At 67.7% G+C, this 12972-nt stretch carries 16 protein-coding genes and 4 pseudogenes; 11 read left to right on the top strand and 9 right to left on the bottom strand.

What is annotated here, in order from left to right; genetic code table 11:
- Positions 1–13: 13 nt before the first annotated feature.
- A pseudogene (locus tag EV384_RS37305) lies at positions 14–867 on the bottom strand (AraC family transcriptional regulator).
- 242 nt (positions 868–1109) lie between these two features.
- Between EV384_RS37305 and EV384_RS17620 the strand changes: the two are divergent.
- Entirely contained in the window at positions 1110–1808 is a 699-nt protein-coding gene (locus EV384_RS17620) for an HNH endonuclease family protein (RefSeq protein WP_341273635.1), read from the top strand.
- A complete protein-coding gene (locus EV384_RS36755; RefSeq protein ID WP_130334748.1) occupies positions 1691–2320 on the top strand; it encodes a VOC family protein in 630 nt (209 codons plus the stop codon). Before EV384_RS17620 ends, EV384_RS36755 begins: the two co-directional genes overlap by 118 nt.
- A gap of 105 nt (positions 2321–2425) precedes the next feature.
- Here the strand turns inward: EV384_RS36755 and EV384_RS17610 are convergent, their stop codons facing one another.
- Both EV384_RS17610 and EV384_RS17605 read right to left on the bottom strand, forming a co-directional pair.
- Positions 2426–2620 (bottom strand): hypothetical protein, encoded by a 195-nt coding sequence (locus tag EV384_RS17610; RefSeq protein WP_130334746.1) that lies wholly within the window; start codon positions 2618–2620, stop codon positions 2426–2428.
- Between the two features lie 108 nt (positions 2621–2728).
- Positions 2729–3700, bottom strand: a complete 972-nt coding sequence (locus tag EV384_RS17605) for a prenyltransferase/squalene oxidase repeat-containing protein (protein ID WP_130334744.1) — start codon at positions 3698–3700, stop codon at positions 2729–2731.
- A 63-nt stretch (positions 3701–3763) separates the two neighbouring features.
- Here EV384_RS17605 and EV384_RS17600 point away from each other — a divergent pair.
- From EV384_RS17600 to EV384_RS36060, 4 genes and pseudogenes are all read left to right on the top strand, one after another.
- Positions 3764–3968 (top strand): annotated as a pseudogene (locus EV384_RS17600) (IS5/IS1182 family transposase); the annotation flags it as partial.
- 329 nt (positions 3969–4297) lie between these two features.
- Positions 4298–4528: a DUF2188 domain-containing protein gene (locus EV384_RS17595; RefSeq protein WP_130334742.1), complete on the top strand. Its 231-nt coding sequence runs from the start codon at positions 4298–4300 to the stop codon at positions 4526–4528.
- A gap of 173 nt (positions 4529–4701) precedes the next feature.
- The gene (locus tag EV384_RS34875) at positions 4702–4869 is read left to right on the top strand and encodes a site-specific integrase (RefSeq protein WP_165439832.1); all 168 of its coding nucleotides are present in this window, start codon (positions 4702–4704) and stop codon (positions 4867–4869) included.
- A 669-nt stretch (positions 4870–5538) separates the two neighbouring features.
- Positions 5539–5643: pseudogene (locus EV384_RS36060) on the top strand (IS5 family transposase); the annotation flags it as partial.
- A 14-nt stretch (positions 5644–5657) separates the two neighbouring features.
- On the opposite strand, the gene EV384_RS34870 reads toward EV384_RS36060, so the two are convergent.
- Together EV384_RS34870 and EV384_RS37300 are read right to left on the bottom strand one after the other, a co-directional pair.
- The gene (locus EV384_RS34870; protein ID WP_165439971.1) at positions 5658–6185 is read right to left on the bottom strand and encodes a magnesium transporter; all 528 of its coding nucleotides are present in this window, start codon (positions 6183–6185) and stop codon (positions 5658–5660) included.
- Between the two features lie 72 nt (positions 6186–6257).
- Positions 6258–6434 (bottom strand): annotated as a pseudogene (locus EV384_RS37300) (hypothetical protein); the annotation flags it as partial.
- A gap of 1035 nt (positions 6435–7469) precedes the next feature.
- Between EV384_RS37300 and EV384_RS17575 the strand changes: the two are divergent.
- The 3 genes from EV384_RS17575 to EV384_RS17565 all read left to right on the top strand — a co-directional run bounded on the left by EV384_RS17575 (position 7470) and on the right by EV384_RS17565 (position 9337).
- On the top strand, positions 7470–8081 hold the full coding sequence (locus EV384_RS17575; protein WP_242624121.1) for a hypothetical protein: 612 nt from the start codon (positions 7470–7472) through the stop codon (positions 8079–8081).
- Positions 8082–8543: 462 nt separating this feature from the next.
- The gene (locus EV384_RS36055) at positions 8544–8744 is read left to right on the top strand and encodes a hypothetical protein (protein WP_242624120.1); all 201 of its coding nucleotides are present in this window, start codon (positions 8544–8546) and stop codon (positions 8742–8744) included.
- Positions 8745–8839: 95 nt separating this feature from the next.
- Positions 8840–9337 (top strand): hypothetical protein, encoded by a 498-nt coding sequence (locus tag EV384_RS17565; RefSeq protein ID WP_130334736.1) that lies wholly within the window; start codon positions 8840–8842, stop codon positions 9335–9337.
- Between the two features lie 509 nt (positions 9338–9846).
- On the opposite strand, the gene EV384_RS17560 is transcribed toward EV384_RS17565, so the two are convergent.
- From EV384_RS17560 to EV384_RS17545, 4 genes are all read right to left on the bottom strand, one after another.
- The gene (locus EV384_RS17560; RefSeq protein WP_130334734.1) at positions 9847–10467 is read right to left on the bottom strand and encodes a dihydrofolate reductase family protein; all 621 of its coding nucleotides are present in this window, start codon (positions 10465–10467) and stop codon (positions 9847–9849) included.
- Positions 10467–10973 (bottom strand): SRPBCC family protein, encoded by a 507-nt coding sequence (locus tag EV384_RS17555; protein WP_130334732.1) that lies wholly within the window; start codon positions 10971–10973, stop codon positions 10467–10469. Before EV384_RS17555 ends, EV384_RS17560 begins: the two co-directional genes overlap by 1 nt.
- A gap of 3 nt (positions 10974–10976) precedes the next feature.
- The gene (locus EV384_RS17550) at positions 10977–11318 is read right to left on the bottom strand and encodes an ArsR/SmtB family transcription factor (protein WP_075033765.1); all 342 of its coding nucleotides are present in this window, start codon (positions 11316–11318) and stop codon (positions 10977–10979) included.
- 116 nt (positions 11319–11434) lie between these two features.
- Positions 11435–11896: a transposase gene (locus EV384_RS17545; RefSeq protein ID WP_130334730.1), complete on the bottom strand. Its 462-nt coding sequence runs from the start codon at positions 11894–11896 to the stop codon at positions 11435–11437.
- Between the two features lie 144 nt (positions 11897–12040).
- Here EV384_RS17545 and EV384_RS36050 point away from each other — a divergent pair, with 144 nt between their 5' ends.
- Both EV384_RS36050 and EV384_RS17535 read left to right on the top strand, forming a co-directional pair.
- Positions 12041–12385: a site-specific integrase gene (locus tag EV384_RS36050; RefSeq protein WP_242624119.1), complete on the top strand. Its 345-nt coding sequence runs from the start codon at positions 12041–12043 to the stop codon at positions 12383–12385.
- On the top strand, positions 12358–12690 hold the full coding sequence (locus EV384_RS17535; RefSeq protein ID WP_130334726.1) for a tyrosine-type recombinase/integrase: 333 nt from the start codon (positions 12358–12360) through the stop codon (positions 12688–12690). The genes EV384_RS36050 and EV384_RS17535 overlap by 28 nt, the downstream gene beginning before the upstream one ends.
- Positions 12691–12972: the final 282 nt, after the last annotated feature.

Genomic DNA, 12972 nt, shown 5'->3' with positions numbered 1-12972 from the left:
GCCGGGCGGCGCCTCAGCCGGACCGGGTGAGTTGCTCGCGGTAGGCGCGCGGCGAGAGGCCGGTGGTGCGTTTGAAGGCGACGCTGAGCGCGCCCTCGGCGGCGAGCTCGATCCGCCATTCGGTGAGGTACTCCAGCGGCCCCTTGCCCACCACGTCCTTGAACCGGGCCGCCAGCGTGGACCGGGAGACGGCGGCGGTCCGGGCCAGCTCGGCCACGGTCCACGAATGGCCCGGACGGGCGTGCATCTCCCGCAGCGCGTCCGCGACGGTGGGGTCGGCCAGCCCGGCCAGCCAGCCCGACGACCGGCCGGGCTCGTGGGCGAGGTGCAGGCGCAGGATCCGGATCAGCATGACCACGGCGAGGTGCTCCGCAACGAGCGTGGCACCCCATCGGCTTGCGCCGCAGCTCGGCGTCGATCTCCCCGACCGTCCACCGCACGGTGGCGGCCTCCGGCGTCCCGGCCGGCACGTGGATGACCGGCGGCAGGCTGTCGAGCAGCAGCTCTCGCGCGCCCGGTGAAGGAGAACGCGCCGCCGATGAGCAGCACGTCGTCGCCGGCGCCGGCGCGCGCCAGACCGTCGACGGCCGCCGCGAAGATGGGGCGCGCCGGCTCGGCCGGCAGCTCCAGGTCGCTGGCGAGGGTGAACGCCAGGGGCCGGGTCAGCAGGAAGCAGTCGCCCGCGTCGAGGCGGACGGGGTCCGGCACCTCGTCCACCCGCAGCCAGCAGCGGCCCCGCCGGACCGCGTTGAACTTCACCCCGGCCGGCGGCAGAAACCGGATCGCCCAGGGCCCTCCGGCGGACAGACCGGTCGACACGTGACCCGTCGCGTCGAGCAGCGACAGCACGTCCTCCAACGGGTCCATCGAGCAGACCCTGGTACGGCTCGGCGACGTGCAGACCGACGCGGGCGACCGAGATGCCGGGACACCTGGGGTGCGGCGTTCGCGCTGCTGACCGACATGCGGCACCCGTACGCCGACTCGGTGCGTGACCTGCTCCCTACGGTGACCTGACAGCCCGTCCCACCCCGACGGCTTGAGTACAGCAAAGGCTCATCCACCGTTCACAGAAGTGGATCTAGACCATTACTTCTAGCTCTGTCTATATGTGTGCAGGCATCAGCTTTCCTCATCGGACGGAGCACCATGACCCGCACCCTGCGCGCAACGGCCATCAGCCTCGCCGCGACCCTGGCCGCCACCCTCGGCCTCACCCAGCCCGCCTGGGCCGCCAGCTACTCCGCCTCCCTCACCACCGCCGTCGCCAGCCTCCCCGTCGCCACCGAGGTCCGCACCGGCTACAGCCGCGACCTGTTCCCCCACTGGATCGACGCCGACGGCGACGGCTGCAGCACCCGCAACGAGGTCCTCATCGCCGAAGCCACCACCAAGCCCACCATCGGCTCCAGCTGCTCCCTGTCCGGCGGCCGCTGGTACTCCTACTACGACAACGCCTACTGGACGCTCACCGGCGACCTCGACATCGACCACATGGCCCTCTCGCCGAGGCCTGGGACTCCGGCGCCCGCAACTGGACCACCAGCCGCCGCCAGGCCTACGCCAACGACCTCGGCGACAGCCGCCCCCTCGCCGCCGTCACCGACAACGTGAACCAGGCCAAGGGTGACCAGGACCCCGCCACCTGGATGCCGCCCTACGCGTCGGCCCGCTGCCGCTACATCAACGAATGGGTCGCCGTGAAGATCCGCTGGCGGCTCACCGTCGACAGCGCCGAGAAGAGCGCCCTGACCAACTGGGCGAACAACTGCCCCGCCGCCACCATCTCCGTCACCTACGCCTACTGACCGGACAGGCACTGCGGCCGGCCCGCCGTCACGACGGGCCGGCCAACGGTTGCGGAGCGACGTGGCTCCCGCCGCCCGCGCGAGGACAGCCTGCGACTGCCGGGGACCGCTTCTACTCTGTTGAGCATGTTCGTCACAGCGCTGGTCAATCTCTACACTCGCGACATCGAGGCTGGCTTCGCTTCTACCGCGATCTCCTCGGGTTCGTGGAGACCTTTCGGACTCCGAGCGACGGAATCCCCGAGCACGTTGAACTCCGGCTGAACGGGTTCACCATCGGTCTCGGCACGGTCGAGGCGGCCAGGGACGCACACGGGGTTGAGGCTGCACCGGGGAGCCCGGCGATGGTCTTGGTCGTGTGGACCGACGACGTCGATGAGGCCTACCGGAAGCTGGTGGCCGCCGGGGTTCCCACGGTCCAGCCGCCACACGACACCGGCAACAACAACCGCAACGCCCTCCTGCGCGATCCCGATGGAAACCTGGTGGACATCGTCGCCAAGAGTTCGTGAGGCATGGCCACCCGACCACCGATCGCTCACCGCGGACGACGTGTCCCGCCTGCGGGGTGTCCGCCCAGCCCACGCTCAGGCAGGAAGACAGGGCTCCAACGTCCGCTACTCGCTGTCGTCGTCCTGCTCTTCGGCGAGCTCGGTCAACACGTCGGCCGCATCACGGTTGCCGCTGTCGGCGAGGCGGCGCAGCTCATCCATGTCACCCCGCTCGCCCGCGAGCTCGACGAGCTGGTCGACGGCGTCCTGGTCACCGGCGGCGGCCCGCGACCGGAGGTCCACCAAATCATGATCAGTCATGCTGGGTACCTTTCCACTTTCGGCGCCAACCAGCTGCCGGGACGGATTCATCAAGCATCAGGTGGGATCAGACCCGCCGGCAGCCGGTATCCGGCTCCGCTTGATCCGTTAGGGGTTGGCTTCAGTCTGCTCGTACCAATTGAGGACACGCAGCGCCCGTAGCGTGTTCCACCGGCTGGGCCGACCGTCGCCGTCCTCGAGCGTGAAGTGGACCTCGCCGGGATGAGTGTTCTCCAGCAGCCACGTGCCGTCGGGCTGCTGTTTGGATCGGAGCAACTGGATCGCCTCGTCCACCCGCTGGTCCGGCAGATCCCCGGCGGCCCGGAAGTACTCCAGGGCACGGAGCACGTCGTAGTGCCAGCGGGTCGGGAACGAGAACTGCAGCCAGACCCGGTCGACCACTTCGCCGGTGCGCTTACGCCGGAACAGTTTCCGTTCGAGGAGGTACTCCTCGCCGCGGCGTCGAGCCGCGACCGATTCCGCCGAGCCACCGGTTGCGCGCTCGTGTGCCAACAGCCCTTCCAGCACGTTGATCGTGGTCGCGAACGAAGAGCGAACCGAACCGTACTCCGCCCAGCAGTTCCAGCCGCCGTCCTCGAGCTGCTCACCGAGCAGCCGGGCGACCACGCCATCGACGTCCTGGTCATAGTAGGCGCCGAGCGCGACGGTCATGCCGTTGATGCACGGCTCGACCTCACCCGTGAAGAAGGGCTGCCCGCCCTCCTCCCAACGGCAGTGGTCGCTGACCAGCGCCACGGCCCGGCGCACCTGGTCACTACGCGGGTCGACCCCGAAGTCACGCAGCAGCAGGAGGCTGTACGCCGTGGCGGTCCAGGGCTGGCTCTCGTCGTCGTCGGGCTGGGCGCCGGCATCGGAGTCACCGGTCGGTGCGGGGAAGTACGCGCCGCCCGCCCACTGGCCGTCTTCGCCCTGCAAGGCCAGCAGCCTGGCGCCCCACCCCTCGGTGGCCACCCGCGTCCGCTCCGCCGCCACGACCTCAGCCGGCGCATCGGCAAGATCACGCAGTGCCTGCCACCGGATGGAGGGGTCGGAATCGAGCATCCAGTCCAGCACGCCCATGGAATGAGACTAAAGGACGTCTCGTGACCCGGCGGCTGTCTCCTTAGGACGGCCACGGAAGATATGTTGGTGCAGGTGAGCGCCTCAGCCCGGCCGGAGTGGATCTTCCCGTTCACCGGTCTGCAGCCCGCCCAGTTCCTCCGGCTGGCCCGTCTGGTTGCCGAGCGTGGCGGGGACGCCGTCGCTGACGGCCGGCCGGGCGGCAGTGGGCCCTCGACCTACCGACCGGGTCCAGCTGGTCGCCGCGTACTGGCGCACCAACCTGACATGCGGCAGACCAGCCACTCGGCGTTGCTTGGGTCGACGGCGTACGAGGCAGCACGCTGAGCCGGCCTGGCACACCTGCCACAACGACCAACCTGAGACAGCTATCGTCCAACCTGAGCCAGCAGGCGTCAGGCCATCAGCCCTCCGGAGAACCGGGGGACCTCAAGGGCCACCCAGGGCTACGACACTTCGTGGTCGCCGTCGCGAAGGCAAGGCGTTCGCATCCCTTCGACTGCTGTCGTCGCAGAGCCGTGTGGCAAACGTTTGGGGGAGGATGTGGCTGGGGCAGATAGTCGTGACTGACCACGCCAACCAGGGAGGCCACGACTCATGGCGAAGAGCGACATCGAGACGTACTACGAGGATGGGCAGTGGAAGAATCGCCCGGAGGGCAACCAGCGCGCGAGCACGGTGCACGACACCAAGGCAGAAGCGGAAGCCGCGGGCCGACAGACGGCGACTGACCGCGACGTCGAGCATGTGATCAAAAAGAAAGACGGCACCATTGGCGAGAAGAACACCTACCCCCGTAGCCGCGACCCTCGCGAGATCAAAGGCTGAGCAGTCTGTCCGTGCCAGCACGGCTGGCGTCCAACTGAGCAGCCACCGAACAGTCCACAAAGGCCGGCGAGAAGCCCCCTGCTGACAATCTGATCGTGCTGACCTGCAACAAGAAGCGCCAACCGATGGCGCGGTGACGTCCGGATGCTGGACGCCACCGCGCCAGCCGGAACATGGGGCATCGGCTCGGCCCGCGGCTGATCGAGCGGGGAACCGAGCAGCTACCGACGACCGTCGACCTGCGGCACCACTACGCCTCTGTCCTACTGATGCAGGGCGAGTCGGTCGTCGTGGTCGCCGAGCGCCCGATGCACCCCCGGACCGGTGGCGCAACCGCGTGACCTACGAGGAGGGCCGTCTTTCAGACGTTGAGGCGGAACTTAGAGCCGCTGTCCGTCAACCAGCGGGAACGCACCTCGGCCCCGGCTCACACGACGCCTGCGCCTGCCACGGCTGCTCACTGGTTGACGACGTTTGACGGTGTCTTGTGCCCCCTGTGTGCCCCAAACTGCCAGGAGCGGGCAGCGCTGGGTCACCCCCGCCCGGTGCTGCTCAACCGGTCCGCCACGGTGCGGGCACGTCCGGGGTTCACGACCTTGGCTACTCGCGTGGCTACCTGTCCCGCAAGGAATTGTCGGCGTCGCGGATGACGCTGCTGTCTACCCTGCGGTTGGCGCGGGGTCAAACGCGTAACGGCCAAGTCAGCCTTGACCGGCGTTGACCCTCGCAGGCCGCCGGATCCACGTTCTCCCAGGTCGCCCCGCCAGCATACTGAGCCGAGCAAAGGAGTCCATTGCCCCCACCCCCTCGGCCAGGACCATCCCGCCGCCGTGGGGGTTTGTGTCGGTGGGGCGACACGAACCAAAACCCCACATGCGGATCCGAACGAGTAGCGATGGGGCGCATAGCTTGATCTTTAACCTGTGCGCCGCGGGCCGCAGCCATGCTGCCGTCATCCGTATCACCGACCACCACACCTGAACCATGACTCAACCACGAGCGTTGACAGTCGTCTGCGGAAGTGGACGAGACGGCAGTTGATCGACGGAATCCGGTGGCGGACCACGGTAGGTTTGCCGTGCCGGGACGTGCCCGCCCTGTATGGGCCGTGGCAGAGATGCCGCCGGCCTTACGCGGCGCCGCCCGGTCGACCTGGGCCGGTGCCGGAGCGCCGGTGACCGCGTGCACCCCTTATCACCGGGGAGTTGCCAGACGCCGGGCGGAAATCCCGCGCCGCGCCCGCCACCATCTCGTCGGGATCACGCCCGAGGGCCCGCCGGATGTGCGGCGGGATGACCTCGGATGTTGCCATCGCCAGTCGGACCTGCACCGAACGGTCGTGAACCAGGCGTTCCAGATCCGCCTCGTCCAGCTCGACCGCGCGGACCAGCGCGGCACGGACGTCGATCACGGGGTCCTGGGCAAGCGCCCTGCGCTGCTCGGCGGTGGTCCGCGGGTTGCGGGCGACCCCCTTGCGAACGCGTACGGTGCGATCGGCCATCAGGGCGGTGATCACGTCGGGGTCGTGGGTGTGGGTGGCGAGTCGTTCCCGTACCTCGGGTGAGACGTCGTCGATCAGCCTGGCGGCCAGATCGGGCTCCAACTCCCGCATCTCCGCGAGGAGACCACGAAGCTCCTTGTCGGGTGCCTCTGACATCACCCGGCGAACCGACTCGTCGCAAGCCGGGTTGCCGGCGACCGCCCAGCGGACCCACCGGTCGGCGTCTCTGACGAGACGCAAGAGATTGGCGACCGAGGTCGAAGGGTTTCTCGCCACAGCCTCCCGGACCTGACGATCATGGTCCCGGGTCAGCGGTCGCAGTGCCTGCGCGGGTGCGTCGGCCCGGGCCGCGACCGCCTTACGGACCACGGCCGACGGGTCGGACGCCAAGTCGAAGAGGGTCATCTGTGGCGTTGCGGGGTCCTGCGCGAGGGCGAGCCGCGCGTCGGCGCTGCCACCGATCGCACGGTGGGCGGTGGTACCTGACCGGCTGTGACGGTCGGGCCCGCCGACGTCCTGCTGCTTCCCCATGGGCGCAATCATGTCACGGGTTGACTGGGGCAGCGCGAGCCTGACCAGCGCGTTGACGCCGGTCGAAGCGCTACCTCGCGGATGCGCCCTTTCGTATGCCAACAGTGGTACGTGCAGAGGTGGGACGACATGCGAGGAAGGCATACATGCTGCAGCTGGCGGAGTTGTCACGCAAGTCCCGTCGTCGGCGTACCGAGAGCACGGAGCCCTGACACTACCCAGGTCCGCGCCGATCGAACACGAGGCTGTCACGGTCGGCCGACTCGGTTCTCGGGTCGGCCGGCCGCATTGCCGACCTCTACACCCTCTCCCCGATGCCCCAGTTGCACCTGGATCTCCTGGGCGCGTTCGGCTGCCGCGTTGGCACCGTAGTGCCGGGGCATGTCACCCGTCGAGTCAAGGGGTCGATTAGCGGCGTGCTCGACCTCGACGAACCACCCTGAACACGAAAAAGAGGTCTCCACAGGCTCTGACCTGCGGAAACCCTCGCTGTCGGGACGGCCGGATTCGAACCGACGACCCCTTGGCCCCCAGCTCATGGCAGAGCGGCTGCTTCGGGTCGCGTGCGAAGTCAGCTGGCACGGATGAGTCTCACATAGCCTGCTGCGCTCCCAGCGCTCCCATGCCCCCATCATTCGACGGTCCTGAAGCTCTCGCAGGTCGGAGGGCATCGAAGTCCGTGGAGCCCCGGTTTGGAAGAGCGTGCTCAAGCGGCGTGATGCCCGAAACGCCTGTGGGCGGCGATGGGCCCGGTGGCGTCTCGTGCCCGCTCGTGCCCGCTCCGCGTCACGGTTACTGGCCCACGGATGGCCCATGCCGGCCTTCGAGTTGGAAGAAGATTACGAACGGCTGGTCGTCTGGTGATCGCATGGTTCACTATCGCGCATGACGTGGCGAAGGACCGGGCTGGTGTTGGCGGTCATCCTGGCGGTGATGGCCTTCGTTGGCTGGCGCTGGTGGCACAACCACCCGCCGTACGGCCCGGAAGCGCTGGCCATCAAGTCCTCACTTCAGATCGTCGGCCACGAGGAGGCTCAGGCCGCGCTCGGCGACAAGGTAAACGCCCCGGTGTCCGACGGACGCGACCAGCTGGTGCTCGGGCAGGTTTCATGGCAGACCCCGCCCAAGCCACTCGATGGCGGATACTTCGCGATCTTTCTCATTGACAAGCGCACCAACCTCAAGCCGGGAAGCTTCAGCGCGTCGTCGCCACTGCAGGAGGCCGTCGGCCTGGGGAGCGCCGGAGTCGATAACAAGATCGCCAAGCGCTATTCCTGGCTACAGGGCGCAGGCGATGTCAGAGAGGGAAACATCTGGACGAGCTACGGCTCCAGACTGGCCGTGTCCGACGGGGACGCTTCGCCGCTAACGTTCGTTGCGGCCTTTCCGTATGTGGACGGGCCGCTACGGGCGGTGGTCCACGTGCCCACTGCCCCGGTTGCGATTTCGGACCTGCTGTTGGCCCTGGTCTATATGGGGCCGGACGGGCAGGTGTACTGGGCGCAACGGCTCCAAGGGTAGATAGCGGATTCCGGCGGCATCTCTGAGGAGGGCCGGGGTTCGGGGCACACCTTCAGCACCTCCCGGCTGTTCGCCGCGACCTACCCCGAAGCCGTCAAGATCGCCGCGCTCGTCGGCTCGCTGCACTGGCGCCGACTCGCCGCCGGCGACCCCGACGGGCAACGCCGCTTCGCCGCCGAAATCGGCCGCCGCCTTGGCCAACCCGATTACCAGCCCAAAGTCACCCAAGACCCGATCGCCCACTGGATCGACGACGACTGCTGGCGCCCACCCAGCCTGCCGCCAACCACCTACCGCACCCTGCCCGGCTTCGGCAACCCAACCATCACCAAGCCCAACCAGCACAGCCTCGACCGGCACCACCGCAGCGCACACTGGTTCGCTCGCAACCGCCGCGGCGGTCGCGTCATCCTCTACCACCGTCACGTCGGCTCCGTCCTCGCCCGCGACTGGTCACGCAAGATGGAACAGTTCGTCGGCACCGTCGAAGCCAGCGCCGAAACCAGCACGGTCTCCGACGTCTACAGCCGGGATGCCAATGCTCCCGACACGACCCCGGGAACCTTCCACCGACTACATCAGACCGACAGCGGTGAAGTCCGACTACCTCGACAACGCCGCCAATCCAGCAGCATGGCCCCGCTCGAAGGCAACCTCCAGTGAGGCGCCACCGGAGGTTGCCTTGAACCAATGACCTTCACCCGCCGCGAGCGTCAACAGGGTCGAAACGCCGGTGCGTCGGGCGACAGGATGAGATCGTGAACGCACGACTCCAAGAGCTGCGCAGCAAGGCGATCAGCGAGCATCCTGGCACGCGGGGGCACGCAAGGTGGGCCCGACTACGGCGCACGCATGAAGTCCCCGCCGGTAACCTGCGGGAACTCGACAAGCTAATCGAGGGCCCCGAGCAGGACTGGCATCTTGCCCTGAACTTGGTGTCCAACACCGGGTCGCACGATGCCGAACAGGAGGCCTACTTCAACGAATTTGACCGTCTACTTCACAACGTGGTCGCGGCGATCGGAACGCTGATCGACCACACCCGGGTCGTCGCCCGGCGCTACGAGGGCACCCCGTGCTACGACGAATACACCAGACGAGTCCAGCAAGTTGGAGCGCTTCCAGCGGCCAGGTTCGTCAAGGACCTGCGCAACTACATGCTCCACCAGAGCCTTCCCGCCCCATACAACCAAGTGAACCTCACGCAACAGAAGGTCACTTACCAACTGCAGATCAGCGTCCCAGCGCTACTTTAGTCCTCATCGTGGTCCGGAGCGAGCCGCAACTACCTGGCACAGCACGGTGATGCCCTGCCGATCCGGGAACCCTTCGACGAGTACACCGCTGCGATCGAGGGCCTCTACAAGTGGATGTTCACGCAGTCCACCGGCCTCGACTCTGCCGAAATCGAAGCGGCAAACACCTTGATCGATGAGTACAACGACGTCCTCACCGGGCGTCGACCCTGATGCGGTGACGAGGCGACCCCCGGCCGACCTGTTCGACCTGACTCGGCTCAGGCTAGTGCGCACCTCGTCAGTTGATCCCTGACTCGGCTCACGATTCGGGGCCCGTTCCTGGCCATTCCACCTGGCGAATCGTCCCCCCCATGGGCGCCGAGCGGCCCGGTGCCACCGGATCCTCCCGGCTCCTTCCTGGCCATCCAGCAGGTGGGCTGGGCATCCCGGCAGGAGAACCGTCTGCGTGCCAACCGCGTGGGTGTTCCTTCGCGTCCGCCGTCCGCCGTGTGTCGTCCGCCGTGCGCCTACCGCTCCCGGACGGCGTAGGTCAGGTGCGTCACCCTCGGGGAGGGCTCCGCGCGGACCGGCTCCAGGGCCACGCGGCCCGCGTCCACGCCCTCGAACAGGCGGATTCCGGAGCCGAACAGCACGGGCGACAGCGCGATCGAGAACTCGTCGATCAGGCCGGCGTTCACGTACTCCAGGATCGTCGCGCCGCCGCCCGCGATGCGGACGTCGCGGTCGCCGGCGGCCTCGCGGGCCTGGTCGAGCGCGGACTCGATGCCGTCGTTGACGAAGTGGAAGGTGGTCCCACCCGGCCGCTCCCAGGGGTCACGCTTCTCGTGCGTCACGACGAACACCGGCGTGTGGAACGGCGCCTCCTCCGGCCACGCCTGCTCGCCGGCGTCGAACATGCGCTTGCCCATCACGCTCGCGCCGGTGCGCTCGAACGTCTCCCGCACGATGTCGTTGTCGCGCCCTTCCTCACCGCCCTCGCCAAGCTTCAGGTTCTCCCGCAAGAACCGCTGCGGGAAGATCCACGCCTGCAGTTCCATCCATTGCTGCCCCATCAAGTCCCCGAGGGACGCGGGCGCGATGAACCCGTCCAGCGACATCGACACGCTGAAGAACACCTTCCCGGCCATCAGCCCTCAGCTCCCTTCCGAACGATCTCGGTGACGTAGGCAGCCAGGTTGCTCAGGGTCTGCTGGCCGCCCTCGATCGCGTGGTACTTCTCGACCGCCTCGTCGCGCAGCTCCTTGGTGGGGAACACCGTGCGCATCTCGATCCGGGTCGCCGCCCCGTCGGGCGCGAACGTGAGGACCGACTCGAAGGCGTTCGGGTCGCCGCGGGACTCACCGTGCAGCAGCGCGATCCCCTCCGGCGGGACGATCTCGGTCCAGGAGATCCACTCCTGGAAGTCCGTCCCGTCCGGCCCGTGCATCACGAAGTCCCACTCCCCGCCGACGCGGAACTCGAACGACCGCGTGGTGGTGGTGAACCCCTCCGGCCCCCACCACCGCGACAGGTGCCGCACCTCGGTGAACGCCTCGAACACCAGCTCCCGTGGGGCGTCGATGACCCGGGAGATCACGATCTGGCGGTCAGCCGTCGCGGACTGCGCTGGCGCTTCTCGTCCCATCTCACTCATCAGCTACTCCTCCTGCCTTGCCTGCTTCAGGTCCTGCACGTACGCGTCCAACCGGTCGAAGCTCTCGTTCCAGAACCGCTCGAACCCGCCGGTCCACTCGTGGACCGGTCGCAGCCCGCGGGCGTCGAGGCCGTACAGGCGCTGCTTGCCTGCCTTGCGGTCTCGCACCAGCCCGACCTCCCGGAGCACCCGCAGGTGTTTGGACGCCCCCGGCTGGGTCATCCCCAGCTCCTGGGCCAACTCGGTCACCGGCCGCTCACCCGCCCGCAGCAGCACCAGGATCTCCCGGCGCTGCGGCTCGGCGATCGCGTTGAAGACGTCCGACGTCGTCGCTGCTCGTGCCATGGCAACCATCATATACCCATAACGGCATGCGTCAAGCCGAGAGGAATCAAGCGGGTCTTGTCAGATGACGATCGTGACCCTTGTCACTGACTCGGCTCAGGCTAGTGCGCACCTCGTCAGTTGATCTGGGCCAGCGCCTCGCGTAGGTCAGACGGGAGTGGGTCTTCGGCGGTCAGGGTGTGGGGGCCGAGCCTGATCTGTACCGTGCGGTAACGCCGCGCGGTGCGCACGAAACGCTTGATGGACCAGCCGGTCGCGTTCTCGACGAACCTGGTGACCGCGAGCGCGGCGAACACGATGGTCAGATAGGCCTCGATGGACTCGCGCTTGTGGTGGTAGATCGGCCGGGCGCGCAGGTCGTGCTTGGACATGCGGAAGGTCTTCTCGATGCGCCAGAGCTGGTGGTAGGCACCGATCACGAACTCGGGCGTGGGGTTGTCGATGATGGTGATGTACGTCCGACGCGGAGGGAAACCAGCAGACACCGACGAGCCCGGAAACCGCAAGGTAAATCCGGGCACTCTCACCCGGCGCCGTCCGGACCTACCCTGCGAGTCGCTGGTCGGCGCCTTGATCATCCGCAACCTTGAACCGGACGCGACAGTTGGGCATTCTCAAATCAGCGCCGAGCGGCGCCACCCTGCGTGGGCGATTGGTAGCGGTTTTGAGCTGCGGGTCCGCGGGGTCGCCGCGCAGCCCCGCGAGCGGTTCGGCGTCAACTGGTGGTCCGCAACGTCGCCGCATTCGTCACCATCCCCAGGGCAGCCGCGAAGGCCGCCGCGGAGGCGCGGGCGGAGCGCAAACCCTGGACCCAGGAGGAGGTGAAGGCATTCCTGACGGGAATCACGGGCGAGCGCCTCTACGCCCCCTGCCTGCTGTCGCTGATGGGCCTGCGGCCGGCCGAGGTGTGTGGATTGCGCTGGTCCGATGTCGACTTCGAGGCCGGCACGATCAAGGCCGGGGAAACACCCGGACGCTCGTCGACGGCGAGATCGAGGAAAAGGAGGCCAAGTCGGCGGCCGGCAAACGCGGCCTGCCGATGCCGGCGACGGTCGCGAAGGCGCTGAAGGCGTTCCACACCCTGCAGAAGAAGGAGCGCCTGAAGGCGGGTGACGTCTACGTCGATAGCGGCTACGTCCTGGTCAATGAACTCGGCCAGCCGCAACGTACCGATTGGCTCCGTCGTCGGGTGTACGAGCTGATGGCCAAGGTCGCGGTACGCAAGGTCCAGCCGCACGACGCCCGGCACGCCTGCCTGACCTACCTCGCCGGCGCCGGAGTGCCCGACGTCGTGCTGGCGGCCTGGGCCGGTCACGCGGACGGTGGCACCCTCGCCAAGCGGGTCTACGTCCACCCGACAGCAGCCATCTGAAGGTGGCAGCCGAGCACCTTGAGTCGGGGCTGTTCGGGCAACTCCAGCGCCCGAATTTCAGCAGTACACGCGTACGTGATGAATTGTGAGACGGAACAGCAAGAAGGCCTCGATCCACCGAAGTGAATCAAGGCCCTGACCTGCTGTTTTACTGTCGGGACGGCCGGATTCGAACCGACGACCCCTTGACCCCCAGGCAACCAACACGGTCCCCTGAGCTGCTGTACTGCAGCCCTTGACCTGCCGAAATGGTCCGTGAGCGTCCAGGCTCGTCCGCTGGCG

Origin of the sequence: Micromonospora kangleipakensis (assembly GCF_004217615.1) — a bacterium.
Lineage (GTDB): Bacteria > Actinomycetota > Actinomycetes > Mycobacteriales > Micromonosporaceae > Micromonospora > Micromonospora kangleipakensis.
This window is presented reverse-complemented; position numbering and strand designations above follow the sequence as displayed.

Bases quoted from the DNA above. Each gene is read 5' to 3' on its own strand.
- EV384_RS17620 (WP_341273635.1), top strand. From the start codon at position 1,110: ATGTGTGCAGGCATCAGCTTTCCTCATCGGACGGAGCACCATGACCCG.
- EV384_RS34875 (WP_165439832.1), top strand. From the start codon at position 4,702: ATGGGGCATCGGCTCGGCCCGCGGCTGATCGAGCGGGGAACCGAGCAG.
- EV384_RS34870 (WP_165439971.1), bottom strand. From the start codon at position 6,185: ATGTCAGAGGCACCCGACAAGGAGCTTCGTGGTCTCCTCGCGGAGATG.
- EV384_RS17605 (WP_130334744.1), bottom strand. From the start codon at position 3,700: ATGGGCGTGCTGGACTGGATGCTCGATTCCGACCCCTCCATCCGGTGG.
- EV384_RS36755 (WP_130334748.1), top strand. From the start codon at position 1,691: ATGGGTCGCCGTGAAGATCCGCTGGCGGCTCACCGTCGACAGCGCCGA.
- EV384_RS17560 (WP_130334734.1), bottom strand. From the start codon at position 10,467: ATGGCCGGGAAGGTGTTCTTCAGCGTGTCGATGTCGCTGGACGGGTTC.
- EV384_RS17535 (WP_130334726.1), top strand. From the start codon at position 12,358: ATGCCGGCGACGGTCGCGAAGGCGCTGAAGGCGTTCCACACCCTGCAG.
- EV384_RS17545 (WP_130334730.1), bottom strand. From the start codon at position 11,896: ATGATCAAGGCGCCGACCAGCGACTCGCAGGGTAGGTCCGGACGGCGC.
- EV384_RS17550 (WP_075033765.1), bottom strand. From the start codon at position 11,318: ATGGCACGAGCAGCGACGACGTCGGACGTCTTCAACGCGATCGCCGAG.
- EV384_RS17595 (WP_130334742.1), top strand. From the start codon at position 4,298: ATGGCGAAGAGCGACATCGAGACGTACTACGAGGATGGGCAGTGGAAG.
- EV384_RS36055 (WP_242624120.1), top strand. From the start codon at position 8,544: ATGGAACAGTTCGTCGGCACCGTCGAAGCCAGCGCCGAAACCAGCACG.
- EV384_RS17555 (WP_130334732.1), bottom strand. From the start codon at position 10,973: ATGAGTGAGATGGGACGAGAAGCGCCAGCGCAGTCCGCGACGGCTGAC.
- EV384_RS17610 (WP_130334746.1), bottom strand. From the start codon at position 2,620: ATGACTGATCATGATTTGGTGGACCTCCGGTCGCGGGCCGCCGCCGGT.